The sequence below is a fragment of the Aeromicrobium sp. JP4 genome (assembly GCF_054957925.1).
The window spans coordinates 1,338,938-1,362,593 of sequence record NZ_CM143290.1 but is presented as its reverse complement, the minus strand read 5'-3'; the positions used below and the strand labels follow the sequence as shown (position 1 = coordinate 1,362,593).

The following is a 23,656-nucleotide window of genomic DNA, read 5'->3' as shown; positions in this document are numbered from 1 at the left end:
TCGGTTACTGTCAGGCGGTGACCGACACCGAAGCCCCCGTCGCCGCGGCGCCCAAGCCGCGCTGGCGGCGCGTGCTGCGGAGCCTGGTGATCGTCACGGCGATCGTCGTCACCGTCGCGGTGCTCGCGGCCGTGGGCACCGGCGTGTGGGTCCAGAGCCGGCTGGGCGGCCAGGTCGAGCACCTGCCGTCGGCGATGCCGCAGGGGGAGCGCCCCGCGGAGTCCGCCGGGGACTCGATGAACATCCTGCTGATGGGCAGCGACAAGCGCGTCGACGGCTCCGTCGCCGGCCAGCGCAGCGACACGATGATGGTGGTGCACGTCCCCTCCGACCGCAGCGGGCTCGGTGTCGTCGGCATCCCGCGCGACTCCTGGGTGCAGGTGCCCGGCCGCGGGCCGGCCAAGATCAACGCCGCGTTCGCCTGGGGCGGCCCGGCACTCGCCGTCGAGACGGTCGAGAACCTCACCGACGTCCGCATCGACCACGTGGCGGTCATCGACTGGGAGGGCTTCAAGGCCCTCACCGACGCGATGGGCGGGGTCGAGATCACGGTGCCGGCCACCGTCACCGACGGGTACTCCGGCCGCACGTGGCAGGCCGGTACCCAGCGCATGGGCGGCGCGACCGCGCTGGACTACGTGCGTCAGCGGGCCGGGCTCGCCGGCGGTGACTTCGACCGCATCAAGCGCCAGCAGAACTTCCTGCGCGCGCTGATGGCCCAGGTGCTCTCCACGCGGACCTTCGCCAATCCCTTCCGCATGTACGACGCCCTCGACGCGGTCACCGCGAACCTGACGGTGGACGCGGGCTGGAGCACCGGGGACCTGCGCGACTTCGCCTGGTCGCTGCGGTCGATCCGCTCCGAGGACGTGGCGTTCACGACCGTGCCGGTGAAGGGCACGGGGATGGAGGGCGACCAGAGCGTCGTCTACCTCGACCGCCAGGCCGGCGAGGAGATGTGGCAGGCCGTCCGCGAGGACGCGGTGGCCGAGTGGATCGCCGAGACCGGCACGGGCCTGCCGGCTGACGTGAACTGAATCACGCTCCCGGTACGCTGACGCCATGTCGAAGACCCGCCTGGCCGTCCTCGGGCTCGCCGCGCTGCTGATGGCGGGCTGTGGCCCCGTCAATCCCGGTGCCGCGGCCGTCGTGGACGGCACCCGGATCCCCATGTCCGACGTCGAGGACGTCGCCGACGTGTACTGCACCGCCTCCCTCTCGGGCCAGAGCGGCAGCGCCGCCGGCATCGACTCGGCCGCCCTGCGCCGCCAGTCGGTCGCCGACCTGGTCTCGGGCGAGGTCGCCGACCAGGTCGCGAAGGACCGCGGCTACGACGTCACGGTGCCGGCGCTGGCCACGGCCGACCAGGAGCAGCTGGTGCAGATGTTCGGTGACGACCTCGACGCGGCGCTGAGGCTGATCGAGCGCAACCAGCGCACCGGCGTCATCGCCCAGGAGATGGCGCGCGAGGCCGACGCCTCGATCCAGGAGGGCGAGCAGCTGCTCCAGGCCGGCCAGCAGCTGCTGGCCGAGGCCACCGCCGAGGCCGACATCTCGGTCGACCCGCGGTTCGGCCTCGACGAGACCATCCAGCAGATCTCCGAGACCGGGTCGCTGTCGGTGTTCGGCGGCGAGCTGGACGCCACGGCCACCGAGGACCGGCCCGCGGCGCTCCAGTGCTCCTGACGTGAGCCGGGAGTTCGACCGCCTCGTCGAGGTGATGCGGCGGCTGCGGACTGAGTGCCCGTGGACCCGCGAGCAGACCCACGCGTCGCTGCGGCGCTACGTCATCGAGGAGGCCTACGAGACCGCCGAGGCGATCGACCTCGCCGACTCGAGCCACCTGCGCGAGGAGCTGGGCGACCTGCTGATGCAGGTCGTCATCCACGCCGCCATCGCCGAGTCCGACGACGAGGGCTGGACCACCGACGACGTGGTGCGCGAGATCGCGGACAAGCTGGTGCACCGGAACCCGCACGTCTTCGGCGACGTGACCGTGACGTCAGCGGCCGAGGTCGACGCCAACTGGCAGCGCCTCAAGGCCGAGCGCAAGCAGCGCACCCACCCCGCCGAGGGCATCCCGGCCGACCTGCCGGCCCTCATGGCCGCCGACAAGGTGCTGGGCCGGGTCGACCGCCCCGTCGAGGGCGACGACCTCGGCGCGGACCTGCTGAGGCTGGTCGAGAAGGCGCGCGCCGCCGGCCTCGACCCCGAGGCCGAGCTGAGGCGAGCCACCCGCCGCCACGCCGACGGCTGATCTCGATACGCCCCCGCAAGCGGGAGGTGCCCCCACGTCTCGCTGCGCTCGCCGGCACTCGATCACCGGCCGGCTGACCCGAGCCTGACCAGGCGGAGCGGCACTCGATCACCGGCCGGTGGTCGAGTAGCTCCGCGAGGAACGAGCGGGCGTATCGAGACCAGGCCCGGCCGCTGACCCCGAGCCTGATCTCGATACACCGTCTCGCTGCGCTCGCCGGCACTCGATCAGCGGGGCCGCCCGGTGGTCGAGTAGCTCCGCAAGGAACGAGCGGGCGTATCGAGACCACGCCCGGCCTCAGACGACGGTGATCTGCGGACCGTAGAGCGCCATCACGTCGAGCGCCTTGGCGTGGTTCTCCGGCGTCGACCCGGCGCAGGCCCGCGCGACGACGCGCACCGTCGCACCCGCGTCCGCGGCCGCCAGGGCGGTAGAGATGACACAGCAGTCGGTGGCCACCCCGGCCAGCACCAGCTCGGGCGCCGGCCCCGTCACGGCCTCGAGCGCCGGCCACTTGCCGAACGTGGTGGCGTCGACGGTGCCACCGGCGGCCAGGTCGGCCACCTCGGGCACGAGGTCGAACAGCGCGTCCCCGGGCGGACGGTCGGCGAAGGGCCACGCCTCGAAGTAAGCGTTCCAAGCGCCCACCCGCTCGTCACCCACAGCCGGCACCCATCGCGTGACGATCGTGCGGTGCCGCGCCGCGAGCTCACGCACCGGCTCGACGATCGCCTCGAACATGGGCGACCCCCACGGCGAGTTTGGCGCCGCGAAGACCCGCTGCGGGTCGATCACGACGAGCCAGGGCTCGCTCACGCGCGCTCCTCCTGGCGGGCCACCCGCCCGCGCTGCAGCAGCAGGGTCGCGAGGAATCCGATCGCGAAGGCCAGCAGGACGCCGAGGTTGGCGTAGGCCCAGTTGCCGTCCCAGTACGCCCCGTCCTCGACCCACGTGGCGAGGCCGAGCGGCTCGAGCAGGTAGCCCTGCCAGTTGTTCCAGGAGGCGTCCTGCGCGAAGTTGTTCACGACCAGGCCCCAGCCGATGACCGACGCGACCACCATCGCGGCGATCGCACCCCAGTTCACCGCGCCGTACCGCCCGCCGGAGTCGAACAGCGCTGCCTCGTCGTAGTCGCTGCGGCGCAAGGCGATGTCGGCGATCACGATGCCCGCCCACGCCGCGATCGGGACGCCGAGCGTGATGAGGAAGCTCTGGAAGGGCGCCAGGAAGCTCTCGGCGAAGAAGACCACGTAGATCGTGCCGAGCGTCAGGATCACGCCGTCGACGAACGCGGCGGTGGGCCGGGGGATCTTCACGCCGAGGCTCAGTAGCGTGAGGCCGGAGGAGTAGATGCCGAGGACGGCGCCGCTGACCAGGGCCAGCACGGAGGCGACGAGGAAGGGCACGAGGTACCAGGTCGGCAGCACCGTGGCGAGCGTGCCGATCGGGTCGTTGACGATCCCGGCGCTGAGCTCGGGCGAGGACCCGGCGAGCAGGATGCCGTAGAGGACGAGCACCACGGGGGCCAGCGCGCCGCCGACGGTGTTCCACAGGACGATCTGGGCACCCGGAGTGGAGCGGCGCTGGTACCGCGACCAGTCGGCGGCGATGTTGATCCAGCCGAAGCCGAAGCCCGTCATCACCATCACGAAGGCGCCGATGGTGGCCTGGCCCGAGCCGTTCGGCAGCGCGGTGACGGCGTCGAGGTCGATCTCGTCCAGCGTGAGGAGGATGTAGCCGATCGTGGCCAGACCGGTGAGCCACGTCAGGACCGACTGCATCCGCATGATGATGTGGTAGCCGGCCACGGAGGCGGCCACGATGAGCGCGGCCACCACGAGCATCGCGATGACCTTCACCGCGTCGCCGCTGCTCCAGCCGAGCTCGCGGAACACCGTCGCGGTCGCGAGGGTCGCCATGATCGCCAGGAATGTCTCCCAGCCGATGGAGATGATCCAGCTGAAGACGCCCGGCAGCTTCTGGCCGACGACGCCGAACGGCGCGCGGGACAGGATCATCGTGGGCGCGGAGCCGCGCTTGCCGGCGATGGCCACGAGTCCGCACGCGGCGAACGACACGACGATGCCGAGGACGGCGACGAACACGGCCTGCCACAGCGAGATGCCGAAGCCGAGCACGTAGCTGCCGTACGAGATGCCGAAGACCGACACGTTGGCCGCGAACCACGGCCAGAACAGGTCGGAGGGTTTCGCGGTGCGCTCGCTCTCGTCGATGATCTCGATGCCGGTGGTCTCGATGCCCGCGCGGCGGATCGCCTCGAGGCCCCTGCCGGGCCCCTCGCTGTGAATCGTCATGTCCGTCCTCCTGCCGATGCCTGGGCTCACTGTCCCACGCAGGCGACGAAGGATGAGGCATTCGGCCCCGCTGCGGTACCCGAATGCATCATCGTGCGTCCGGCGGGCGCGGGGTCACCCCGGCACAGGGGCCCACGGCGCTACGCTGGGGCTGCTCGACTCCCACACCTTCCGTCACCCACCGAGGAGCCTGCCGTGGCCATCATTCATGACGTCGCCGCCCGAGAGATCCTGGACTCCCGGGGCAACCCGACCGTCGAGGTCGAGGTCGTCCTGGACGACGGCACGCTGGGCCGCGCCGCGGTCCCCTCGGGTGCCTCCACCGGTCAGTTCGAGGCCGTCGAGCTGCGCGACGGCGGCGACCGCTACCTCGGCAAGGGCGTGCTCAAGGCCGTCGAGGCCGTCAACGGCCCGCTCGCCGAGCTCCTCGTCGGGTTCGACGCCGACGACCAGCGCGCGATCGACGAGGCGATGCTCGACCTCGACGGCACGCCCAACAAGGGCCAGTACGGCGCCAACGCGATCCTGGGCATCTCGCTCGCCGTCGCCCACGCGGCCGCAGAGTCGGCCGGCCTGCCACTGTTCCGCTACGTCGGCGGCCCCAACGCCCACGTGCTTCCCGTGCCGATGATGAACATCCTCAACGGCGGTGCCCACGCCGACTCCAACGTCGACGTGCAGGAGTTCATGGTCGCGCCGATCGGCGCCGAGAGCTTCGCCGAGTCGCTGCGGTGGGGCGCCGAGGTCTACCACGCGCTCAAGGGCGTCCTGCACGACCGCGGCCTGTCCACGGGTCTGGGCGACGAGGGCGGCTTCGCGCCCAACCTCGAGAGCAACCGCGCCGCGCTCGACCTCATCGCGGTCGCGGTGGAGAAGGCCGGGTTCACGCTGGGCTCCGACATCGCGCTGGCGATGGACGTGGCCGCGAGCGAGTTCCACGGCGACGCCGGCTACACGTTCGAGGGCGTGGCCAAGTCGACCGACGAGATGATCACTTACTACAGCGAGCTCGTCGCCTCCTACCCGATCGTGTCGATCGAGGACCCGCTCGACGAGGAGGACTGGGCCGGCTGGACCGCGATCACCGCGGCGCTGGGCGACAAGACGCAGCTCGTCGGCGACGACCTGTTCGTCACCAACGTCGAGCGCCTGGGCCGCGGCATCGCCGAGAAGGCCGGCAACGCGATGCTGGTCAAGGTCAACCAGATCGGCTCGCTCTCGGAGACCCTCGACGCCGTCGACCTCGCGCACCGTGCCGGGTTCCACAACATGATGAGCCACCGCTCGGGCGAGACCGAGGACGTCACGATCGCCGACCTCGCGGTCGCCACGAACTGCGGCCAGATCAAGACCGGCGCCCCGGCCCGCTCGGACCGCGTCGCCAAGTACAACCAGCTGCTGCGCATCGAGGAGCTGCTCGGCCCCGCCGCCAGCTACGCGGGCGCGCAGGCCTTCCCGAGGTTCGCCTGAGCCATGGCAGGACGCGGATCGTCCCCGTCGTCGCGCCGACCCACGGGTCGGCGCGACGGCCGGTCGACCCCCCGCACCACGTCACGCCCCACCACCGCACCCGTCGTCGCGGCGGGGCCGGGCGGCTCCGGTACCCGGTTCACCACCCGCGCCCTGATCCTGCTGGGCGTGGCGGTCATGCTGATCGCCTCCTACACGGCCTCGGTGCACGCGTGGTGGCAGCAGCGGTCCGAGATCGCTGCGCTCGAGGCGCAGAACCGACAGACCAGCGCCGAGATCGAGGACCTCGAGGACCAGCAGCGCAGGTGGAGCGACCCGGCCTACATCCGCCAGCAGGCGCGCGAGCGCTTCGGCTGGGTCATGCCCGGCGAGATCGGCTACCGCGTCATCGGCGTCGACGGCGAGCTGAAGGGCCAGTCCTCGCGGCTCGAGGAGCCCGAGGTCGCACCGCGCCAGCCGTGGGTGGAGCGGCTCTGGGGCTCGGTCGAGGCCGCCGGGACCCCCGAGCAGGAGTCCGCGCCGCAGGGCGACCCCGAACTGGAGACCGACGAATGATCGACCCCGCCGACATCGCCGCGATCACCGAGCAGCTCGGCCGGCCGCCCCGCGGGATGATCGAGATCTCCTCGCGCTGCCCTTCTGGGCACCCGAACGGCGTGAAGACCGAGCCGCGGCTGCCCGACGGCACGCCCTTCCCCACGCTGTACTACCTGACGTGCCCCCGCCTGACCGGCGCGATCGGCACGCTCGAGGCCTCGGGCCTGATGGCCGAGATGACCCAGCGACTCGGCGAGGACGCCGAGCTGGCCGCGGCCTACCGCGCGGCCCACGAGTCGTACCTGGCCGAGCGCGAGGCGATCGGGCACGTCGAGGAGATCGACGGCATCAGCGCCGGCGGCATGCCCGACCGCGTCAAGTGCCTCCACGTGCTGGTCGGCCACTCGCTGGCGAAGGGCCCGGGCGTGAACCCCCTCGGCGACGAGGCGGTCCGCCTGCTGGGCGACTACTGGGGCCACTCGGCGTGCGCGCCCGCCGACCCCGCCTGACCGAGGTCCTCGCACCGGCGCGGAGCCGGGCCACGGCGCCCCGATAGCCTGACGGCATGGCTGGGAGCACGGTGGCGGCGATCGACTGCGGGACCAACTCCATCCGTCTGCTCGTCGCGCAGGTCGACGGCGGCACCAAGACCGACCTGCTGCGCGAGATGCGCGTGGTGCGGCTGGGGCAGGGCGTCGACCAGTCGGGCACCCTCGCCCCGGAGGCCGTCGAGCGCACGCTCGAGGCCTGCCGCGAGTACGGGCGGGTCATCGAGGCCATGGGCGTCGACGTCGTCTCGTTCGCGGCCACCTCGGCGGTGCGCGACGCCGACAACGCCACCGAGTTCTCCGACAAGGTCGCCGAGATCCTCGGGGTGCGACCCCGCGTGCTGAGCGGGCAGGAGGAGGCCCGTGCCTCCTTCGAGGGCGCCACCGGCGACATCGCCGAGGCGCTCACGGCCGTGATCGACCTCGGCGGCGGATCGACCGAGGTCGTGCAGGGCCTCGGAGCGCCGACGTTCTCGCACTCCTTCGACCTCGGCTCGGTGCGCATGACCGAGCGGTTCCTCTTCACCGACCCGCCCTCGGTGGGCGAGGTCACCGCCTGCATGAGTCACCTCGACGCCGTGCTCGCCCCGGTGCTGGGCTCGCTGCCGGCCTCGGACGAGATCGTCGGGGTCGCCGGCACGATCACCACGATCGCCGCCCACTCCCTGGCGCTGCCCTCCTACGACAGCGAGCTGATCCACCAGGCGCGCATCCATGTCGACGACGTCCGTGCGGCCTGCGGCAACCTCATGCAGATGCCCGTGGCCGACCGGCGCGCGCTGCCGTACATGCACCCCGGACGTGCCGACGTCATCGCCGGGGGAGCGCTGATCCTCGACCGCGTCCTGGAGCACCTGCCGCGCAGCACCGACGAGCTGGTCGTCAGCGAGCAGGACATCCTCGACGGCATCGCCTGGGCCGCAGCGAGGGGGATCGCCTGATGCGCGTCTCGGTTCCCGACGAGTCCTGGCTGGACGTCCTGGGCGACCTCCCGGTCGACGTGATCGTGTGGGACGGACGCGCGCCCCAGCCCGAGGGCCGCATCGACCTCGCCGTCTGGCCCTACACGCTCGACCCCTCCGACATGGCGGCCGTCGACGCGTCGCGCATCGGCCTCATCCAGGGGCAGTCGCTCGGCTACGACGGGGTCGCGGCGGTGCTGTCGGCCGGTGGCCGCTACGCCAACGCCGTCGACGTGCACGAGGACTCCACCGCCGAGCTGGCGGTGGCGCTGCTCCTGGCCGCGGTCCGCGACCTCGACGTCTTCGGGGCCCAGCAGGCGCAGGGTCTGTGGCGCAAGAGCTGGACCACCAGCCTGCTCGACCGGCGGGTGATGCTGCTCGGCGTGGGCGGCATCGGCCGTCGCGTCGCGGCCCGCCTCGACGGCTTCGGCTGCGAGATCGTCCGCGTCGGCTCCCGGGCCCGCGACGACGAGCACGGTCACGTGCACGGCACCGACGAGCTCGCCGACCTGCTGCCCACGGTGGACGCCGTCGTCGTGGCGGTGCCGCTGACGCCCGACACCGAGGGCATCGTCGACGCCGAGTTCCTCGCGCGGCTGCGCGACGGCGCCATCGTCGTCAACGTGGCGCGCGGACGCACCGCCGTCACCGAGGCGGTCCTGGCCGAGGCGGGCCGTGTCCGCTACGCCTCCGACGTGTTCGACCCCGAGCCGCTGCCCGACGGTCATCCGCTGTGGTCGGCGCCCGGCGTCATCATCACCCCTCACATCGGCGGCATGACGTCGGCGATGGCACCGCGGATCCAGGCCGTCGTGCGCGGTCAGGTGGAGCGTCTGCTCGCCGGGCAGGAGCCGGCCGACGTCGTGGTGGACCACAGGGACGCGCCCGGATCGTAGGCTGGGCCAGGCTCCCGTAGCCCAACGGCAGAGGCAGACGGCTTAAACCCGTTTCAGTGCGGGTTCGAATCCCGCCGGGAGCACCTCAGGACTGGGTGAGCTGCACCGCGGACCACGTCTCGTCCAGTGCGGTGGGATCCGTCGTGGTCCAGCCGTACTCGTCCACGCCGGTGCGCAGGATCGGCAGCGGCAGGGCGTCCGTGGGGTAGAGCACCCAGGCCCGGCCGATCGAGCCGAGCCGCGGCAGGACGTCGTCGAGCCGCATGTGGAACTCCTGGGTGTTCGACACGGCGATGAGCGCGGTGTCGATTCCCGAGGGCTTGTCGCGCTCGGCCGGCTCGGGATGGTTCTCCGCACCCGTCCAGGTGTCGTCGAACCAGCGCTCGCTCTGCTCGGGCTCCTCGTCCTGGTACGTCTCGACGCCGTCGGGAAGAGGATCGAGCAGCGCGGTCTCCTCGATGGAGTCGCCCACGATCCAGACCAGGGTGCCCGGCTCGATCCCCAGCAGGTCGGCCGTCGTCTGCTCCTGCGTCATGCGCTCATCCTAGTGGCGCTCAGATCCCGGATCGTGCGTCCCTTCGCCGTGCCCTTGGCCTCGAAGCGGGTGACCGGGCGACCCGCGAAGCGCTCGTCCCAGTCGCCGGAGGTGGTGAAGCCCTCGGCGCGGCCCAGCACCTCGAGCATCTGGTCGGCGTAGTCCTGCCAGTCGGTGGCCAGGCGCCAGGTGCCACCCGGCTTCAGGACGCGGCGCACGAGGGGGACGAAGTCGTCGGTGACCATGCGGCGCTTGTGGTGGCGCGTCTTGTGCCAGGGATCGGGGAACCAGACCCGCAGCTCGTCGAGGCTCTCCTCGGGCAGCACGCGGGTGAGCGTGGGGACGGCGTCCACCACCGCGAGTCGCACGTTCTCCACGCCCGCGTGCCGCAGCCCGATGAGCGTCTGGGCGACGCCCGGCACGTAGACCTCGAGGCCGAGGAAGTCGGTGCCGGGGTTCTCCTTCGCCGCGTGCACGAGGGACTCGCCGCGTCCGCTGCCGATCTCGAGCACGAGCGGAGCGCTGCGGCCGAAGAGCTCGGCCGGGTCCAGCGTGAAGCCCTCGGCGACCGAGGTGCTGGTGCGGCTGCGCGGAATGTCGACGACGAACCGCTCGGCGACGTCGTCCCACGCGTCCTGCTGGCGGTCGGAGAGGCGGCCTCCCCGCCGGGTGAACGACACGATCTCGCGGCGGAAGGGCTCTTCGTCTCGATCCGTGCGGTCTTCGGCGGTTTCGGGCATGGTCCGAACCTATCGAGCCTGCCATCGTGGCCGGCATGGCGATCATCCCTGACACGAAGGACTGGACGTGGGTGCTGGAGCGCACCTGCGAGGAGTGCGGCTTCGACCCGGCCGCCGTCGACCCGACGCGGGCGGGGGAGGAGGTCGCGGCGATGGTGCCGCGGTGGCGTGCGGCGCTCGAGCGACCCGACGTGCGCGAGCGGCCCGACGACGCGACGTGGTCGGTGCTGGAGTACGCGTGCCACGTCCGCGACGTGCTGCTGCTGTTCGCCGAGCGCCTCGAGCTGATGCGCGAGCACGACGGCCCGGAGTTCGCGAACTGGGACCAGGACGCGAGCGCCGGGGGGTACGCCCGTGAGTCACCGGCGGCCGTCGCCGCCGAGCTCGCCCCGGCCGCCGACGCCTTCGCGGCGCAGATCGAGGCGGTCACCGACTGGGCACGCCCCGGATACCGCTCCAACGGCTCGGCCTTCACCACCGACACCCTGACCCGCTACGCGCTGCACGACCTGGTGCACCACCTGGAGGACGTCCGGGCCTAGGACCACCAGTCACGACACGCCGGGGCGGTGTCGCGTCGTGCACACTAATGCGGATTGCGTGGTACTGTCCGACGCATGGATGCGACCCAGCTGCTCAAGGGAGTGCTCGACGTGGCCGTGCTGGCCGTCGTCGAGGGCGAGGACGGGTACGGCTACGACGTGGTCCGACGACTGCGCGCCGCCGGACTCGAGGAGGTCGGCGACGCCTCGGTGTACGGCACGCTGCGACGGCTGTACTCCGCCGGAGCCCTGACCTCGTACGTGGTGCCGAGCGAAGAGGGCCCGCACCGCAAGTACTACGGCATCACCGACCAGGGCCGGTCGATGCTCGCCGCGCAACGCAAGACGTGGGCCGAGTTCGCCCGCACCATGGACCGCATGCTCGAAGGGAACGCCGCATGAACGCCACCACCCTGCCCGCCGAGATCATCGCGTTCGCGGCCGCAGTCCGCACCGCGCTCGCCGACCTGCCGGCCGACGAGGTCGAGGAGCTCACCGACGGGCTCGAGGCCGACCTGGCCGAGGCCTACGCCGAGGACCTGGCGCGCGAGCTGCCCGATCCGGCCGCGTACGCCAACGAGCTGCGCGGCGCCGCCGGCCTGCCGACCCCCGTCATCGAGCGCGGCAGCCGCCTCCGCGCCGTCGTGGAGCCCTTCTCCGAGATGGTCCGCGACCTCGACCGCAACCTGCGCCGCAGCCCGGCGATGGCAGCCGTGCTCGACTTCCTGGTGACCCTGCGTCCGGCGTGGTGGATCGTGCGCGGCTGGGCGGCCTACCAGTGCGTCGGCGCCTTCTTCGGGTTCGAGGGCGACCTGCTTCCGACGGGTGCCCACTGGCTCGTCCTCGCCGTGCTGGTCGCCGGCAGCGTTTTCGTCGGTCTGCGCCGGTGGCCGGGGTGGGTCCGGGTGCTGATCGCCGTCGGCAACGCGATCGCCGTCGTGGCCACGGTGGTGGCGGTCGCGCAGGTGCCGTCGAGCGAGGACGTGGGCCGCGCCTGGTCCTACGCCGACTCCGCCTACGAGAACGACAGCGCGATGGTGGGCCCCGACGGCACCGGCATCTGGCTCAACGGAACGCAGGTGACGAACATCTTCGCCTACGACGCGAAGGGCCAGGTGCTCGACGGCGTCCAGCTCTTCGACCAGGACGGCAAGCCGCTGGCCACGTCGGTCCCGGGCGGCAACGGCTGCCTCGCCAAGGACGAGTGGGAGGAGTGCACCACCCCGGGGGCGTGGGTGCCCACGCAGCTCGAGACCGGCGCGACCGCCTGGAACGTCTACCCGATGCGCATGGCCGAGTCCAGCTTCGAGGACCCCACGGCGCCGCTCGCCGGCGCCGTGCCGCAGGAACGCCCGGCACCCTTCGTGAAGGTCCCGGCCCTGATGACGGTCACCCCCGAGGAGAAGGCGCCAGCAACCGAGGAGAAGTCACCCGCCCGGGAACAGTGAACGCGGTGGATGCGTTGGATAGTGTAGGAACACCGACCCCGCCACCACCGGCGCGCGGGGCCAGATTCTCCGGAGGAGATCATGAGGAGCAGCAACCCCGTCTTCGCCAGAAGCGAAGAGTTCAACGGTCGCAACACGACCCAGTACGCCGATCCGTCGCAGTGGAAGATCGACCTGTCCGGATCGGGTGACGGCTCGCAGGCCGCGGGTCTGCAGGCTCCCACGTCCCCCGGACGCATGACCCTCGACACCGTCGTGGAGAAGACCGCCATCACGCTCGGCCTCGTCGTGCTCGGTGCCGCCGTCGCGTGGTTCCTGATCGGCGACATCGACTCCGACGCCGCGCTGGCGACGGCGTGGACGTTCTCCATGGGCGGCGCCCTCATCGGCTTCGTGCTGGCGATGGTGAACTCGTTCAAGAAGGTCATCAGCCCTGCGCTGGTCATGGTCTACGCACTCGTCGAGGGTGTCTTCGTCGGCGCCTTCTCCAAGATCGTCTCCACGTGGGTCGGCGACGCCGGGATCGTCTTCCAGGCCGTCCTCGCCACGTTCGTGGCCGCCGGTGCCACCCTGGCCGCCTACAAGTTCTTCAACATCCAGGTCACCCCGAAGTTCCGCCGCGTCGTCATGATCTCGCTGTTCGCGTTCATGGGCGTCATGCTGCTCAACCTGGTGCTGAGCCTGTTCGGCGTGTTCCCCAACGGCGGCCTGCGCAGCATGGACAACCCGATGCTGGCGGTCCTCGTCGGCGGCGTGGCCATCGTGCTGGGCGTCCTGTGCCTGATCATGGACTTCGACTTCGTCGAGCGCGGTGTCGCAGCGGGCCTGCCCGAGCGCGAGTCCTGGCGCGCGGCGTTCGGCCTGACCGTCACGCTGGTCTGGCTCTACCTCGAGATCCTGCGCCTCCTCGCCATCTTGCGCGGGGACGGCTGATCCACTCCGCACGAAGGCCCGTCACCGTGAGGTGGCGGGCCTTCGTCGTGCCGCGAGGGTGAGGGCTCAGCGGCGACGCAGGACGGCGGCCCAGCGGCGGCCGCGCGGCGCGGGGGCCACCTCGGTGCCGCCGTGCTCGGAGGCCCATTCGGCCGCCTCGCCGAGCGGCATCTGCTCGACGGCGCCGACCTCGACCGGCTGCTCCTCGCGGGAGCGCCATTGGGCCACGCCGGCGGCCACCAGGAAGCCGCACACGGTGGAGTAGCCGTCGGCGCTGGGGTGGAACCGGTCGTCGCCGAAGAGGGCGTCGCCCTTCACCAGCAGCAGCGGCTCCAGCACGTCGGCCAGCGACACCACACGCGCGCCGGCCTCGACGGCCGCCACGGTCTGGCGCCGCGCGAGGTGACGGCTCCAGTAGCGGCACACGGTGCGCAGCGGGTCGGGCAGCGGCTTGATCGTGCCGAAGTCCGGCACCGATCCCACGACGACCTCAGCGCCCAGGGAGCGCAGGCGCGAGACGGCCCCGGCGAGCCGGCGGGCCGAGCGCTTCGCGGGCACCTGGTGGGTGATGTCGTTGGCGCCGATGAGGATGATCGCCAGGTCGGGCCGCTGCTCGTCGGAGGCGGTGATCTGGTGCATGAGGTCGCGCGATCGGGCTCCGACGGTGGACTCGTTGCGGATCCTCACCGGACGGTCCAGCAGGTGCGACAGCCCCGTGCCGATCAGGGCCGAGGGGGTGTGCGCGACGTCCTTGACGCCGTAGCCCACCATCGTGGAGTCACCCAGCAGCAGGCAGTGGAGCGGCTCGCCGGGGAGGTCGTCGCCGTAGAGCCCGTTGCCCGAGGGCGGGCGGTCGGTGGTGGTGCCGATCCGCTTGCGTGCCAGGAGCGCCTGGGCGACCAGGATCGCGTAGGTGCCGAGGCTGACGCCGGCCGTCCTCGCGGCGGCCTTGGCGGTGGTCCTCGCGGGGCTGGGCACGCATCCAGTGTAGGAACCCGCGCCAGAGGGTCGGACCCGGTTCCTAGGATGGGGGCGTGAACGAGACCGTCCCCAACCTCCGCGACCTCGGCGGCACCTCCGTCGAGGGTGGCGTGATCCGCACGGGTCGCCTGCTGCGCAGCGCCCTGCCCCTGCCCGACGACGTCGCCCCGCCCGAGATCGAGTGGCCGCCGACGGTGGTGATCGACCTTCGCTCGCTCGCAGAGACCGAGGCCCAGCACCCCTTGTCGGCGCCGGGCGTCAGGGTGCTCAACTTCCCGCTGCTCAGTGCACTGCGCCCGGGGGTGGCGCCGCCGGAGTCGCTCGCCGAGCTCTACCAGCTGATGCTGCGCACGACGGCCGATCACTTGGTCGAGGTGGTCGACGCGGTCGCCTCGGCCGAGGACGCCACCACCTTGGTCCACTGCGCGGCGGGCAAGGACCGCACGGGGGTCAGCATCGCGATGGTGCTGGCGCTGCTCGGGGCCAAGCGCGACGACATCGTCGAGGACTACCTCGCCACCGCCCAGCACGAGCAGGAGATCCAAGCGCGCTTCCGCCGGCTCTTCGGGCAGCGCAGCGCCGAGCTGCCGGCGGCCTACATCGCCACCCCGGTCGAGGCGATCAGCGGCGTCCTCGACACCTGGGACGAGCACCCGGGCGGGGCGCTCGGGTGGTTCCACCACTGGGGCGGCAGGCCGGAGACGGTCGACCGGCTCCGCACTACGCTGGTGGGATGAGCGCTGGCGCGATGAGCCCCGACCGGACGATCGACCCGCGCGAGGTGCCCCTCGGCGGGCTGCGCGGACTGCTCGTCCACCGCACCCTGCCGAGCAAGGAGATCCCGCTCATCGGAGCGTGGTGCTTCCTCGACCACTTCGGTCCCACCGACCACCGGATGCAGGTGCTGCCGCACCCGCACACCGGACTCCAGACGGTCACGTGGCCGCTCGTCGGACGGATCCGCCACCGCGACAGCCTCGGCAGCGACCTCGTGCTGGAGCCGGGCGAGCTCAACCTGATGACGTCCGGAGACGGGGTCTCGCACTCGGAGTTCAGCGAGGGCGAGCCCGGTCCGATGCACGGCCTCCAGCTGTGGGTGGCGCTGCCCGACCACCGCCGCGCCGGGCCGGCCGCCTTCGAGCACCATCCCGACCTGCCCCAGGTCGAGGGTGCGGGCTGGACGGGCGTCGTCCTCGCGGGCACGTTCGCCGGAGCCACCTCCAAGGCCACGGTCCACACGCCGCTGGTCGGCGTCGAGCTGCGGCTCGAGCCCGGCCGCCACGAGTTCGACCTCGACCCGGCGTTCGAGCACGGCGTCTTGGCCGTCGACGACGCCGTCACCGTCGCGGGCCGGCCCGTGCCGCACCGGTCGCTGCAGTACCTGGCGCCCGGCCGCGCCCGGCTGGTGCTGGAGGTCGAGCGGCCGACGATCGTCTTGCTGATCGGCGGCGAGCCGTTCGAGGAGCAGATCGTCATGTGGTGGAACTTCATCGGCCGCAGTCACGACGAGATCGCCGCTGCGCGCGAGGACTGGGAGGCCCACGAGCCTCGCTACGGCCACGTCGACGGGCACGACGGACAGGTCATCCCGGCTCCTCCGATGCCCCACGTGAGACTGCGTCCGCGCGTTCGTCGCGCCTGAGCCTGCTTTTCGGATACTCTCGGTATCCGGAGGTGGGTATGACGTACTTCACAGGCAAGGTCGCCGTCGTCACCGGCGCGGGATCGGGCATCGGGAGGGCCCTCGCGATGGGTCTGGCGCGACGCGGCGCCCGCGTGGCGATCAGCGACGTGGACGCCACGGGTCTGGCCGAGACGGCCCAGGCGCTCGAGGCCCTCGGGGCCACCGTCCGGGCCGACCACCTCGACGTCTCCGAGCGCGAGCGGGTCCTGGCGTACGCCGACGCGATCGCCGGGCACTTCGGCGTCGTCCACCAGGTCTACAACAACGCCGGCATCGCGTTCACCGGCGACATCGAGGCGATGGACTTCAAGCACCTCGAGCAGGTGATGGACGTCGACTACTGGGGCGTGGTCAACGGCTCGAAGGCCTTCCTGCCGCACCTGATCGCGTCGGGCGACGGGCACGTCGTCAACATCTCGAGCGTCTTCGGGATCATCTCGGTGCCCACGCAGGGCGCCTACAACGCCGCCAAGTTCGCCGTGCGCGGCTTCACCGAGGCGCTGCGCATGGAGATGGTGGCGCGCGGACGCCCGGTGAAGGTGACGTGCGTGCACCCCGGCGGCATCAAGACGAACGTGGCGCGCAACGCCGGCCAGGTGGACGGGCTCGACCACGACTCGCTGGCCTCGTCCTTCGACCGGATCGCGCGCACCACCCCCGACCAGGCCGCCGAGGTGATCCTGCGCGGCGTGGAGAAGGGCAAGGCGCGCGTGCTCATCGGCGCCGACGCCCGCGTGATCGACCTGCTGGCCCGCGTGACCGGGCCGCACTACCAGCGCCTCGTGGCGCGCTTCGCCGGGAAGGCCGGACTGTGAGCCTGATGACCGTCAAGAACAGCTGGGGCGGCCAGCGGTTCCCGCACCCGCCCGGCCGCCGGCCGATCGCGTACGACGCACTCACGATGCGCACGGGCACGCCACTGGCCAACGTCATGCGCGTGGGCCAGGACCTCGGGCCGCTCTTCGAGGTGCGGGTGTTCTCGCAGAAGTTCGTGTTCGTCACGGGCGCCGAGCTGGCCGCCGAGCTGTGCGACGAGACGCGCTTCCACAAGAACCTGCCGCCGGCGCTGGTGGCGCTGCGCGAGTTCGTGGGCGACGCGCTGTTCACGGCCTTCGACCACGAGCCGAACTGGCAGACGGCGCACGGCGTGCTGATGCCGGCGTTCTCCAAGGCCGCGATGCGCGGCTACCACGGCACGATGCTCGAGACCGCGGCCGAGATGTTCGCCGTGTGGGACGACCTCGAGGGTCCGATCGACGTCACGGCCGACATGACGAAGCTGACGATGGAGACGATCAGCCGGTGCGCGTTCAGCCGCGACTTCGGCTCGTTCACCTCGCGCGAGCGGCACCCGTTCGTCGACGCCATGATCGCAGCGCTGATGACCGGGATGCAGAAGTCGTCGCTGGACTCGATCCCTGGCGGGAAGCGGATCGCGCGGCGGATCGACGAGCAGAACGCCGAGCACCGCGCGTACGTCGACGAGCTGGTCGACGCGATGGTGCGCGAGCGACGCGCCTCGGGAGAGCGGCGCGACGACCTGCTCGACCGCATGCTCTACGAGGCCAACCCCGAGACGGGGGTCCGGCTCGACGACCAGAACATCCGCGAGCAGATCCTCACGTTCCTGGTGGCGGGTCACGAGACCACCTCGGGCGCGCTGAGCTTCGTGCTGTACTACCTGTCGCGCAATCCCGAGCTGCTGGCAAAGGCCCAGGCGGAGACGGACGCGCTGCTCGGCGACGACCCCGACCTCGAGCCCACGTTCGAGCAGGTGCCGCGATTCAGGTACCTGCGACGCTGCCTCGACGAGGGGCTGCGGCTGTGGCCGACGGCACCCGCCTTCGCCCGCTCGCCCCGCGAGACCACGACCATCGCGGCAGGGACCGACCACGAGGCCGTCATGACGCCCGATGACTGGGCGATCGTCGTGCTCCCGATGATGCAGCGTGACCCGGTGGCCTGGGGTCCGACGGCCGAGGAGTTCGACCCCGACCGCTTCCTGCCCGAGAACTCCAAGGGCCGGATGAAGAACGTCTACAAGCCGTTCGGGACCGGCGACCGCGCCTGCATCGGGCGCCAGTTCGCCCTCCACGAGGCGCTCCTCGTGCTGGCCCGGCTGCTGCACCGGTACGACATCACCGGCGACCCGGACTACGAGCTGCGGATCGACGAGCGCCTCACGATCGTGCCCAAGGGCTTCGAGGTCACGCTGACGCGGCGCACGCCGGGCGCGCGTCCCGAGCCCGAGCCGGTCGACGAAGGTCCCGCGGAGGTTGCCTCCGGCTGCCCGGTGGCCCACTAGGCACCATCACCTCAACGCAGCGTGGTGCGCCCGTCATCGTGCACCGTCCAGAACGGGTTGTGCGCGATCTCCCACGGGTGGCCGTCGGGGTCGGCGACGTAGCCGGAGTATCCGCCCCACTCCGTCGCCGTGGCGGGCTTCAGCACGCGCGCGCCGGCTGCGCGCGCCTGCTCGATGACGGCATCGACCTCATCGGGTGAGCCGACGTTCTGGGCGAGGGTGATGCCGCTGAACGTGGCCCCGGTGTCCTCCACCGCCGCGTCGGCGGCCAGGCCCTCGCGTGTCCACAGGGCCAGGATCAGGCCGGGCAGCTGGTAGAAGGCGATGCCGTCCTCGTCGTTGTCCTTCGTGAACCCGAGGCCCTCCTCGTAGAAGGCACGCGCGCGCCCGAGGTCGGCGACGCCGAGGGTGATGAGGCTGAGTCGTTGGTCCATGAGCGCCACGATAGGCGCGGCCTCGGACACGCGAGGGAAGCCGCGATCGACTTCGTCACAGGAGCAACTCCCGCAACTTGCCTCGCGCTCGACACATCGTCGGTAACCTGCGTCCCGGGCGCCGTTCGGATCGGCCACGGCGCTGTGCCCGGAACGAGTGGAGGGCGAGGATGAGCTCCTTGCGGATGGTGTTGGCGTGCGGCGCGGTGTCGGCGGTGATCGGTGCCGGATCGGCCCTGGTGGTGACGACGGCCTCGGGCGATGATGCGGTGCGGGTCAGCTCGCCGATGTACGGCTGCATGGACGTCGCTGAGGGATCGCTCTACCTGTCGGACGCGTCGGCCTCGTGCGCGGACGATCTGGTGCCTGTCACGTGGCAGGGCTCGGAGGAGGCCGCCGACGGTTCCGATGGCGAGGACGGCTCCGACGGTGAGGACGGCTCGGACGGCCTCGATGGCGCCGATGGTGCGGCGGGCGCCGACGGCGGCTCCGGTGCGAAGGGCGCCGATGGCCAGGACGGCGCCGCGGGCGACAAGGGCGCGAAGGGTGACGACGGCGCTACCGGTGCGAAGGGCGACAAGGGTGACCCCGGCGCTGCGGGTGCGACCGGCGCCAAGGGTGACGACGGCGCGACCGGCGCGGCAGGTGCCAAGGGAGACAAGGGCGACAAGGGCGACGACGGCGCCGCGGGTGCGACCGGCGCCAAGGGCGACAAGGGCGACGACGGCGCCGCAGGTGCCAAGGGCGACAAGGGCGACGACGGAGTCGTCCCGTGGAGTGCCGTGTCCACGTGGAGTGCCTCGACCACCTACAGCGCAGGCCCGCCGGCCTCGGTGGTGACCCGCGGCGGCAACACCTACGTGGCCGCCCGTTCCTCGATCGCGGCCGACCCGGCCGCCTCGCCCGCGGACTGGATCCTCGTCGCGGCAGCCGGCGCGAAGGGCGACAAGGGCGACAGAGGTGCCGATGGCGCGGCGGGCGCGGCGGGCGCGACCGGCGCCGCGGGAGCGACCGGACCCGCTGGCCCGGTCGGCCCTGCGGGCGATACCGGTCCTGCCGGACCGACCGGTCCGATGGGACCCGCCGGACCGCAGGGCCCCGCCGGCAACTCCCTGCTCTCCGGGCAGTTCAACCAGTGGCAGGGCTCCGGTCGCGCGTTCCGCGATGACTACGACTGCACGATGGGCAGCATCGTCCTCGGCGTCGGTTCGCGCGGCATCCCGGCCGACGGCCGCCTGATGGCGATCCAGCAGAACTCGGCGCTGTTCTCCCTCATGGGCACCACGTTCGGCGGGGACGGCGTCAACACATTCGCGGTTCCGGATCTGCGGGCCGTGACCCCGAACGGACTGCGCTACAGCGTCTGCTCGATCGGCATCTATCCGTCGTCGGAGTGACGGAAGCGCCTCACGCGAGCAGGCCCGCGGCCTGCGCCGCCTCACGGTAGGCGCGGGCCAGCGACTCGACGGTCTCGTGGGCGTTCAGGCCGCTGGGGTTCGGCACGACCCAGACCTGCGCGCCGGCGAGGTCCTCGGGCTGGCGTCCGGGGCGCGCGCCGCGCACACCGAACGCGGTGCGGTACGACGTGATCCCCGCGATCGCGACCACCCGAGGCCGGCGCTCGAGCACGACCTCGGCCAACCGGGCGCGTCCCTCGACCAGCTCAGCCGGGTCGAGCTCGTCGGCGCGCGCCGAGGCGCGCGCCACGAGGTTGGTGATCCCGACGCCCCGGGCGCGCAGCTGCTCGGCCGCGGCCGCGGGGTCGTCGGTGTCCACCAGCCCGGCGCGCACGAGCGCCGGGTAGAAGCGGTTGCCGCGCCGGGCGAAGTGCAGACCCGTCGCGGCGCTCACCAGGCCGGGGTTGATGCCGACGAACAGCAGTCGCAGGTCGTCGGGCATCAGGTCCGGGATCGTGCTCCCGGCGAACGACTCCAGCTCGGCGCGGCTCCAGCCCACGCGATCAGGCGTAGCTGACGCCGGTGGCGTGCAGCGGGCAGTAGCCGTACGGGTTCTTCACCAGGTACTGCTGGTGCGGCGCCTCGGCGTAGTAGTACGCGTCGAGGGGCCGGATCTGCGTGGTGATCTGTCCGTACCCGTGGTCGGTCATCTGCTTCTGGTAGGCGTCGCGCGACGCCTCGGCCTCGGCCTGCTGCTCGGGGCTCGTGGTGAGCAGGATCGAGCGGTACTGCGAGCCGCGGTCGTTGCCCTGGCGCATGCCCTGCGTCGGGTCGTGGTTCTCCCAGAACACCTTCAGCAGGTCGGCGTAGCTGGTGACCGAGGGGTCGAAGATGACCTTGACGACCTCGGCGTGACCCGTGCGACCGGTGCACACCTCCTCGTACGTGGGGTGCGGCGTGTGGCCGCCGGCGTAGCCCACCGAGGTGGACCAGACGCCGGGCTGCTCCCAGAACGTCTTCTCCTCGCCCCAGAAGCAGCCGAGGCCGAAGACGGCGACGCCGAAGCCCTCGGGTCCGTCGGTCTCGATCGGGTTGCCCGTGACGAGGTGGCGGTCGCCGACCTCGAAGGGGCGCGTGTCGCGGCCGGGCAGGGCCGAGTCGGCCGTGGGCAGCGTGGTCTTGTCGAATCCGAATCTCATGGAACCTCCTGTGTCGTCGTCAACACCGTGCGGCGTCGGGGTGTTCCCGTAGCCTCGAACCGTGAGTGACGAGACGCCACGCGGTTCCGGGCGATACGAGGTTCCCATCGGCGTCGAGATCGCCGCGGCGTGGGCCTGGCGGGTCGTGGTGATCGGAGCGGCGCTCTACGTCCTCGCGCTGGCCCTGGGCCACTTCTCCGAGGTCACCATCCCCGTCGCCGTGGCCATCCTGCTCGCGGCGCTCACGGCCGGCGGCGTCGATTGGCTGCAACGCCACGGGGTGCCGCGGCTGCTGGCGGCGCTCGCGGTCGTGCTGGGGCTCGTCCTGGCCCTCGTGGGCATGCTCGGGCTCGTCGGGCAGCAGCTCTCCACGCAGTTCGACGACCTGCGCGACAGCGTGGTCAAGGGAATCTCGCAGCTCCAGGACTGGGCGCGTACCGGCCCGCTCAACCTCTCCGACCGCCAGCTCGCCGACTGGATCGACCGGGTCGAGAAGGCCATCTCCAGCAGTGACACGTCCGTCGTGAACCAGGCCACCGAGGTCGGCACCCAGATCGGCCACTTCGTCACCGGGTTCTTCATCGCCCTGTTCGCGCTGTTCTTCTTCCTCTACGAGGGCGCCCGGATCTGGTCCTGGGTCGTCACCCTCTTCCCCAAGGCGTCCCGTCCGCGCGTCACGTCCTCGGGCCGTGCGGCGTGGGGCTCCCTGACCGCCTTCGTGCGCGCCACCGTGCTGGTGGCCTTGGTCGACGCGATCGGCATCGCCGGCGTCGCGCTGATCCTGCAGGTCCCGCTCGCAGCGGCGATCGGCGTGCTGGTCTTCCTGGGCGCGTTCGTGCCGATCGTCGGCGCCCTCCTGTCGGGCATGGTCGCGGTGCTGGTGGCCCTCGTCGCCCAGGGACCGGTCACGGCCCTGCTGATGCTCGCGGGCGTGATCGCGGTGCAGCAGCTGGAGTCGCACGTGCTCCAGCCGTTCCTCATGGGCGCGATCGTCGCGCTGCACCCGTTGGCGATCCTGCTGGCGATCGCCACCGGACTCGTCGTGGCCGGCATCGTCGGCGCGCTGCTCTCGGTGCCCTTCGCGGCCTGCCTCAACAGCGTCGTGCGGCACCTCGCGTCGGGGGAGCCACCCGACACCGACGGCATGCTGGGCGAGGAGTCACGGGACTTCGGCGACCCGCCTCCGGCCACGGCCTAGGGTGGATCCGTGGACCTCGACGATGCGCGCGCGGCGCGTGAACTGCTGGACGGGGTCAGTGAGGTCACCCCGCTGACCCACTCGCGCTGGCTGCACTCCCTCACCGGCCGCGACGTCCGGCTCAAGTGCGAGAACCTCCAGCGCGCGGGATCGTTCAAGATCCGCGGTGCCTACACCCGGATCGCCCGGCTCTCCGCGGAGGAGCGCTCGCGCGGCGTCGTGGCGGCCAGCGCCGGCAATCACGCTCAGGGCGTCGCCCTCGCCGCCGCCCAGCTCGGCGCGCACGCCACGATCTTCATGCCCCACGGGGCCGCACTGCCCAAGGTGGCGGCCACCCGCGGGTACGGCGCCGACATCCGGTTCCACGGCAACGGCGTCACCGAGTCGCTCACCGCGGCCGAGGAGTTCGCGGCCGAGACCGGTGCCACCCTGATCCACCCGTTCGACCACCCCGACATCGTCGCCGGACAGGCCACCGTCGGCCTCGAGATCATCGAGCAGCTGCCCGAGGTCGCCACGATCCTGGTGCCGCTCGGCGGTGGGGGACTGGCCGCCGGCATCGGGCTGGTCAAGACCGAGCGCCCCGACATCCGGGTCATCGGCGTGCAGGCCGAGGCCGCCGCGGCCTACCCCGACTCGCTCGCCGAGGGCATGCCCGTCCAGGCCGAGCTGGGCGCCACGATGGCCGACGGCATCGCGGTGGCCCGCCCGGGCGAGGTGCCCTTCGGCCTGATCCGCGAGCACCTCGACGACGTCGTCACCGTGTCGGAGGAGTCGATGAGCCAGGCACTCATCGGCCTGCTCGAGCGGGCGAAGCTGCTCGTGGAGCCCGCGGGCGCCGTGGGCGTGGCCGCGCTGCTGGAGCACCCCGACCGGTTCGACGGCCCGATCGTCCCCGTGCTCTCGGGAGGCAACCTCGACGCCCTGCTGCTGATGGAGGTCATCCGTCACGGACTGGCGTCCGGTGGTCGGTTCCTCATGTTCCGCGTGCGAATCTCCGACCGGCCCGGCGAGCTCATGCGACTGCTGACCGCGTTGGCCGAGATGGACGTCAACATCCTCAACGTGCACCACGACCGCGGCTCCGAGGCGCTCGGCGTGCGCGAGGTGGAGGTGGCCCTGCAGGTCGCCACGCGCGGCCTCGAGCACCGCGCCGAAGTCTGGCAGCGGCTGGAGGAGCTCGGGTACGACCCGATCTGACGGCGCCGCCCCCGCGAGTGGCGCAGAAACGCCCGCCCCCGCGAGTGGCGGGCGTTCTTGCGCCACTCGAAGAGA

27 protein-coding genes and 1 tRNA gene are annotated in these 23,656 nt (G+C 71.8%); 20 read left to right on the top strand and 8 right to left on the bottom strand.

Annotated features, from left to right (window positions below; all coding sequences use genetic code 11):
• Positions 1-17: 17 nt before the first annotated feature.
• Genes ACY1JX_RS06745 through ACY1JX_RS06735 form a run of 3 tightly spaced genes read left to right on the top strand, consistent with a single transcriptional unit; the run spans position 18 to position 2,257 of the window.
• Complete coding sequence (locus ACY1JX_RS06745) at positions 18-1,037, top strand: LCP family protein (RefSeq protein ID WP_462565647.1); 1,020 nt, start codon at positions 18-20, stop codon at positions 1,035-1,037.
• Positions 1,038-1,062: 25 nt separating this feature from the next.
• Positions 1,063-1,686 carry a SurA N-terminal domain-containing protein gene (locus ACY1JX_RS06740; RefSeq protein ID WP_462565646.1) on the top strand — a complete coding sequence of 208 codons (624 nt, stop codon included), beginning with the start codon at positions 1,063-1,065 and terminating at the stop codon, positions 1,684-1,686.
• Position 1,687: 1 nt separating this feature from the next.
• Positions 1,688-2,257, top strand: coding sequence for a MazG nucleotide pyrophosphohydrolase domain-containing protein (locus ACY1JX_RS06735; protein WP_462565645.1), 570 nt, complete (start codon positions 1,688-1,690; stop codon positions 2,255-2,257).
• A 297-nt stretch (positions 2,258-2,554) separates the two neighbouring features.
• Here ACY1JX_RS06735 and ACY1JX_RS06730 read toward each other — a convergent pair whose 3' ends face one another.
• Together ACY1JX_RS06730 and ACY1JX_RS06725 are read right to left on the bottom strand one after the other, a co-directional pair.
• Entirely contained in the window at positions 2,555-3,073 is a 519-nt protein-coding gene (locus ACY1JX_RS06730; protein ID WP_181754787.1) for an isochorismatase family protein, read from the bottom strand.
• Positions 3,070-4,572 carry a purine-cytosine permease family protein gene (locus tag ACY1JX_RS06725; protein ID WP_462565644.1) on the bottom strand — a complete coding sequence of 501 codons (1,503 nt, stop codon included), beginning with the start codon at positions 4,570-4,572 and terminating at the stop codon, positions 3,070-3,072. The genes ACY1JX_RS06730 and ACY1JX_RS06725 overlap by 4 nt, the downstream gene beginning before the upstream one ends.
• Before the next feature lie 195 nt (positions 4,573-4,767).
• Between ACY1JX_RS06725 and eno the strand changes: the two genes are divergently transcribed.
• The 6 genes from eno (at position 4,768) to ACY1JX_RS06695 (ending at position 9,068) form a co-directional block, all read left to right on the top strand.
• Positions 4,768-6,042, top strand: coding sequence for a phosphopyruvate hydratase (gene eno / locus ACY1JX_RS06720; protein WP_181754790.1), 1,275 nt, complete (start codon positions 4,768-4,770; stop codon positions 6,040-6,042).
• 3 nt (positions 6,043-6,045) lie between these two features.
• On the top strand, positions 6,046-6,597 hold the full coding sequence (locus tag ACY1JX_RS06715) for an FtsB family cell division protein (RefSeq protein ID WP_462565643.1): 552 nt from the start codon (positions 6,046-6,048) through the stop codon (positions 6,595-6,597).
• Positions 6,594-7,088, top strand: coding sequence for a DUF501 domain-containing protein (locus ACY1JX_RS06710; RefSeq protein WP_181754795.1), 495 nt, complete (start codon positions 6,594-6,596; stop codon positions 7,086-7,088). Before ACY1JX_RS06715 ends, ACY1JX_RS06710 begins: the two co-directional genes overlap by 4 nt.
• Before the next feature lie 56 nt (positions 7,089-7,144).
• Positions 7,145-8,068, top strand: a complete 924-nt coding sequence (locus ACY1JX_RS06705) for a Ppx/GppA phosphatase family protein (protein WP_462565642.1) — start codon at positions 7,145-7,147, stop codon at positions 8,066-8,068.
• Complete coding sequence (locus ACY1JX_RS06700) at positions 8,068-8,985, top strand: NAD(P)-dependent oxidoreductase (RefSeq protein ID WP_462565641.1); 918 nt, start codon at positions 8,068-8,070, stop codon at positions 8,983-8,985. The genes ACY1JX_RS06705 and ACY1JX_RS06700 overlap by 1 nt, the downstream gene beginning before the upstream one ends.
• 10 nt (positions 8,986-8,995) lie before the next feature.
• Positions 8,996-9,068 (top strand) — tRNA-Leu (locus ACY1JX_RS06695).
• A gap of 2 nt (positions 9,069-9,070) precedes the next feature.
• On the opposite strand, the gene ACY1JX_RS06690 is transcribed toward ACY1JX_RS06695, so the two are convergent.
• Both ACY1JX_RS06690 and trmB read right to left on the bottom strand, forming a co-directional pair.
• Positions 9,071-9,520 carry a hypothetical protein gene (locus ACY1JX_RS06690; protein ID WP_462565640.1) on the bottom strand — a complete coding sequence of 150 codons (450 nt, stop codon included), beginning with the start codon at positions 9,518-9,520 and terminating at the stop codon, positions 9,071-9,073.
• Positions 9,517-10,260, bottom strand: coding sequence for a tRNA (guanosine(46)-N7)-methyltransferase TrmB (trmB, locus tag ACY1JX_RS06685; protein ID WP_462565639.1), 744 nt, complete (start codon positions 10,258-10,260; stop codon positions 9,517-9,519). Before trmB ends, ACY1JX_RS06690 begins: the two co-directional genes overlap by 4 nt.
• A 35-nt stretch (positions 10,261-10,295) precedes the next feature.
• Here trmB and ACY1JX_RS06680 point away from each other — a divergent pair, with 35 nt between their 5' ends.
• The 4 genes from ACY1JX_RS06680 to ACY1JX_RS06665 all read left to right on the top strand — a co-directional run bounded on the left by ACY1JX_RS06680 (position 10,296) and on the right by ACY1JX_RS06665 (position 13,183).
• The gene (locus ACY1JX_RS06680) at positions 10,296-10,802 is read left to right on the top strand and encodes a DinB family protein (protein ID WP_462565638.1); all 507 of its coding nucleotides are present in this window, start codon (positions 10,296-10,298) and stop codon (positions 10,800-10,802) included.
• A gap of 75 nt (positions 10,803-10,877) precedes the next feature.
• Positions 10,878-11,204 carry a PadR family transcriptional regulator gene (locus ACY1JX_RS06675; RefSeq protein ID WP_078698918.1) on the top strand — a complete coding sequence of 109 codons (327 nt, stop codon included), beginning with the start codon at positions 10,878-10,880 and terminating at the stop codon, positions 11,202-11,204.
• Positions 11,201-12,250, top strand: coding sequence for a hypothetical protein (locus ACY1JX_RS06670; protein WP_462565637.1), 1,050 nt, complete (start codon positions 11,201-11,203; stop codon positions 12,248-12,250). The genes ACY1JX_RS06675 and ACY1JX_RS06670 overlap by 4 nt, the downstream gene beginning before the upstream one ends.
• A gap of 81 nt (positions 12,251-12,331) precedes the next feature.
• Positions 12,332-13,183: a Bax inhibitor-1/YccA family protein gene (locus ACY1JX_RS06665; RefSeq protein WP_462565636.1), complete on the top strand. Its 852-nt coding sequence runs from the start codon at positions 12,332-12,334 to the stop codon at positions 13,181-13,183.
• Positions 13,184-13,249: 66 nt separating this feature from the next.
• Here ACY1JX_RS06665 and ACY1JX_RS06660 read toward each other — a convergent pair whose 3' ends face one another.
• Positions 13,250-14,161 (bottom strand): SGNH/GDSL hydrolase family protein, encoded by a 912-nt coding sequence (locus ACY1JX_RS06660; protein WP_462565635.1) that lies wholly within the window; start codon positions 14,159-14,161, stop codon positions 13,250-13,252.
• 56 nt (positions 14,162-14,217) lie between these two features.
• Here ACY1JX_RS06660 and ACY1JX_RS06655 point away from each other — a divergent pair, with 56 nt between their 5' ends.
• Genes ACY1JX_RS06655 through ACY1JX_RS06640 form a run of 4 tightly spaced genes read left to right on the top strand, consistent with a single transcriptional unit; the run spans position 14,218 to position 18,153 of the window.
• Positions 14,218-14,901: a tyrosine-protein phosphatase gene (locus ACY1JX_RS06655; RefSeq protein ID WP_286929360.1), complete on the top strand. Its 684-nt coding sequence runs from the start codon at positions 14,218-14,220 to the stop codon at positions 14,899-14,901.
• The gene (locus ACY1JX_RS06650) at positions 14,898-15,806 is read left to right on the top strand and encodes a pirin family protein (protein WP_462565634.1); all 909 of its coding nucleotides are present in this window, start codon (positions 14,898-14,900) and stop codon (positions 15,804-15,806) included. The genes ACY1JX_RS06655 and ACY1JX_RS06650 overlap by 4 nt, the downstream gene beginning before the upstream one ends.
• A 38-nt stretch (positions 15,807-15,844) precedes the next feature.
• On the top strand, positions 15,845-16,663 hold the full coding sequence (locus ACY1JX_RS06645; protein ID WP_462565633.1) for an SDR family NAD(P)-dependent oxidoreductase: 819 nt from the start codon (positions 15,845-15,847) through the stop codon (positions 16,661-16,663).
• A gap of 5 nt (positions 16,664-16,668) precedes the next feature.
• Positions 16,669-18,153, top strand: a complete 1,485-nt coding sequence (locus ACY1JX_RS06640; protein ID WP_462565632.1) for a cytochrome P450 — start codon at positions 16,669-16,671, stop codon at positions 18,151-18,153.
• Positions 18,154-18,164: 11 nt separating this feature from the next.
• On the opposite strand, the gene ACY1JX_RS06635 is transcribed toward ACY1JX_RS06640, so the two are convergent.
• Positions 18,165-18,587, bottom strand: coding sequence for a VOC family protein (locus ACY1JX_RS06635; protein ID WP_462565631.1), 423 nt, complete (start codon positions 18,585-18,587; stop codon positions 18,165-18,167).
• A 170-nt stretch (positions 18,588-18,757) separates the two neighbouring features.
• Between ACY1JX_RS06635 and ACY1JX_RS06630 the strand changes: the two genes are divergently transcribed.
• Complete coding sequence (locus tag ACY1JX_RS06630) at positions 18,758-19,984, top strand: tail fiber protein (protein WP_462565629.1); 1,227 nt, start codon at positions 18,758-18,760, stop codon at positions 19,982-19,984.
• A gap of 10 nt (positions 19,985-19,994) precedes the next feature.
• Here the strand turns inward: ACY1JX_RS06630 and ACY1JX_RS06625 are convergent, their stop codons facing one another.
• Both ACY1JX_RS06625 and msrA read right to left on the bottom strand, forming a co-directional pair.
• Positions 19,995-20,543 (bottom strand): mismatch-specific DNA-glycosylase, encoded by a 549-nt coding sequence (locus tag ACY1JX_RS06625; protein ID WP_462565628.1) that lies wholly within the window; start codon positions 20,541-20,543, stop codon positions 19,995-19,997.
• Between the two features lie 4 nt (positions 20,544-20,547).
• Positions 20,548-21,183: a peptide-methionine (S)-S-oxide reductase MsrA gene (msrA, locus tag ACY1JX_RS06620; RefSeq protein WP_181754830.1), complete on the bottom strand. Its 636-nt coding sequence runs from the start codon at positions 21,181-21,183 to the stop codon at positions 20,548-20,550.
• 61 nt (positions 21,184-21,244) lie between these two features.
• On the opposite strand from msrA, the gene ACY1JX_RS06615 reads away from it, so the two are divergent.
• Entirely contained in the window at positions 21,245-22,381 is a 1,137-nt protein-coding gene (locus ACY1JX_RS06615; RefSeq protein WP_462565627.1) for an AI-2E family transporter, read from the top strand.
• 9 nt (positions 22,382-22,390) lie between these two features.
• Positions 22,391-23,581 (top strand): threonine ammonia-lyase, encoded by a 1,191-nt coding sequence (gene ilvA / locus ACY1JX_RS06610; protein ID WP_462565626.1) that lies wholly within the window; start codon positions 22,391-22,393, stop codon positions 23,579-23,581.
• Positions 23,582-23,656 lie beyond the last annotated feature (75 nt).

Coding starts and splice junctions, on each gene's coding strand:
- ACY1JX_RS06670 (WP_462565637.1), top strand. CDS start 11,201: ATGAACGCCACCACCCTGCCCGCCGAGATCATCGCGTTCGCGGCCGCA.
- ACY1JX_RS06650 (WP_462565634.1), top strand. CDS start 14,898: ATGAGCGCTGGCGCGATGAGCCCCGACCGGACGATCGACCCGCGCGAG.
- msrA (WP_181754830.1), bottom strand. CDS start 21,183: ATGAGATTCGGATTCGACAAGACCACGCTGCCCACGGCCGACTCGGCC.
- ACY1JX_RS06725 (WP_462565644.1), bottom strand. CDS start 4,572: ATGACGATTCACAGCGAGGGGCCCGGCAGGGGCCTCGAGGCGATCCGC.
- ACY1JX_RS06700 (WP_462565641.1), top strand. CDS start 8,068: ATGCGCGTCTCGGTTCCCGACGAGTCCTGGCTGGACGTCCTGGGCGAC.
- ACY1JX_RS06635 (WP_462565631.1), bottom strand. CDS start 18,587: ATGGACCAACGACTCAGCCTCATCACCCTCGGCGTCGCCGACCTCGGG.
- ACY1JX_RS06675 (WP_078698918.1), top strand. CDS start 10,878: ATGGATGCGACCCAGCTGCTCAAGGGAGTGCTCGACGTGGCCGTGCTG.
- ACY1JX_RS06690 (WP_462565640.1), bottom strand. CDS start 9,520: ATGACGCAGGAGCAGACGACGGCCGACCTGCTGGGGATCGAGCCGGGC.
- ACY1JX_RS06740 (WP_462565646.1), top strand. CDS start 1,063: ATGTCGAAGACCCGCCTGGCCGTCCTCGGGCTCGCCGCGCTGCTGATG.
- ACY1JX_RS06645 (WP_462565633.1), top strand. CDS start 15,845: ATGACGTACTTCACAGGCAAGGTCGCCGTCGTCACCGGCGCGGGATCG.
- ACY1JX_RS06640 (WP_462565632.1), top strand. CDS start 16,669: ATGACCGTCAAGAACAGCTGGGGCGGCCAGCGGTTCCCGCACCCGCCC.
- ACY1JX_RS06665 (WP_462565636.1), top strand. CDS start 12,332: ATGAGGAGCAGCAACCCCGTCTTCGCCAGAAGCGAAGAGTTCAACGGT.
- ACY1JX_RS06680 (WP_462565638.1), top strand. CDS start 10,296: ATGGCGATCATCCCTGACACGAAGGACTGGACGTGGGTGCTGGAGCGC.
- ACY1JX_RS06715 (WP_462565643.1), top strand. CDS start 6,046: ATGGCAGGACGCGGATCGTCCCCGTCGTCGCGCCGACCCACGGGTCGG.
- ACY1JX_RS06630 (WP_462565629.1), top strand. CDS start 18,758: ATGAGCTCCTTGCGGATGGTGTTGGCGTGCGGCGCGGTGTCGGCGGTG.
- ACY1JX_RS06705 (WP_462565642.1), top strand. CDS start 7,145: ATGGCTGGGAGCACGGTGGCGGCGATCGACTGCGGGACCAACTCCATC.
- trmB (WP_462565639.1), bottom strand. CDS start 10,260: ATGCCCGAAACCGCCGAAGACCGCACGGATCGAGACGAAGAGCCCTTC.
- ACY1JX_RS06710 (WP_181754795.1), top strand. CDS start 6,594: ATGATCGACCCCGCCGACATCGCCGCGATCACCGAGCAGCTCGGCCGG.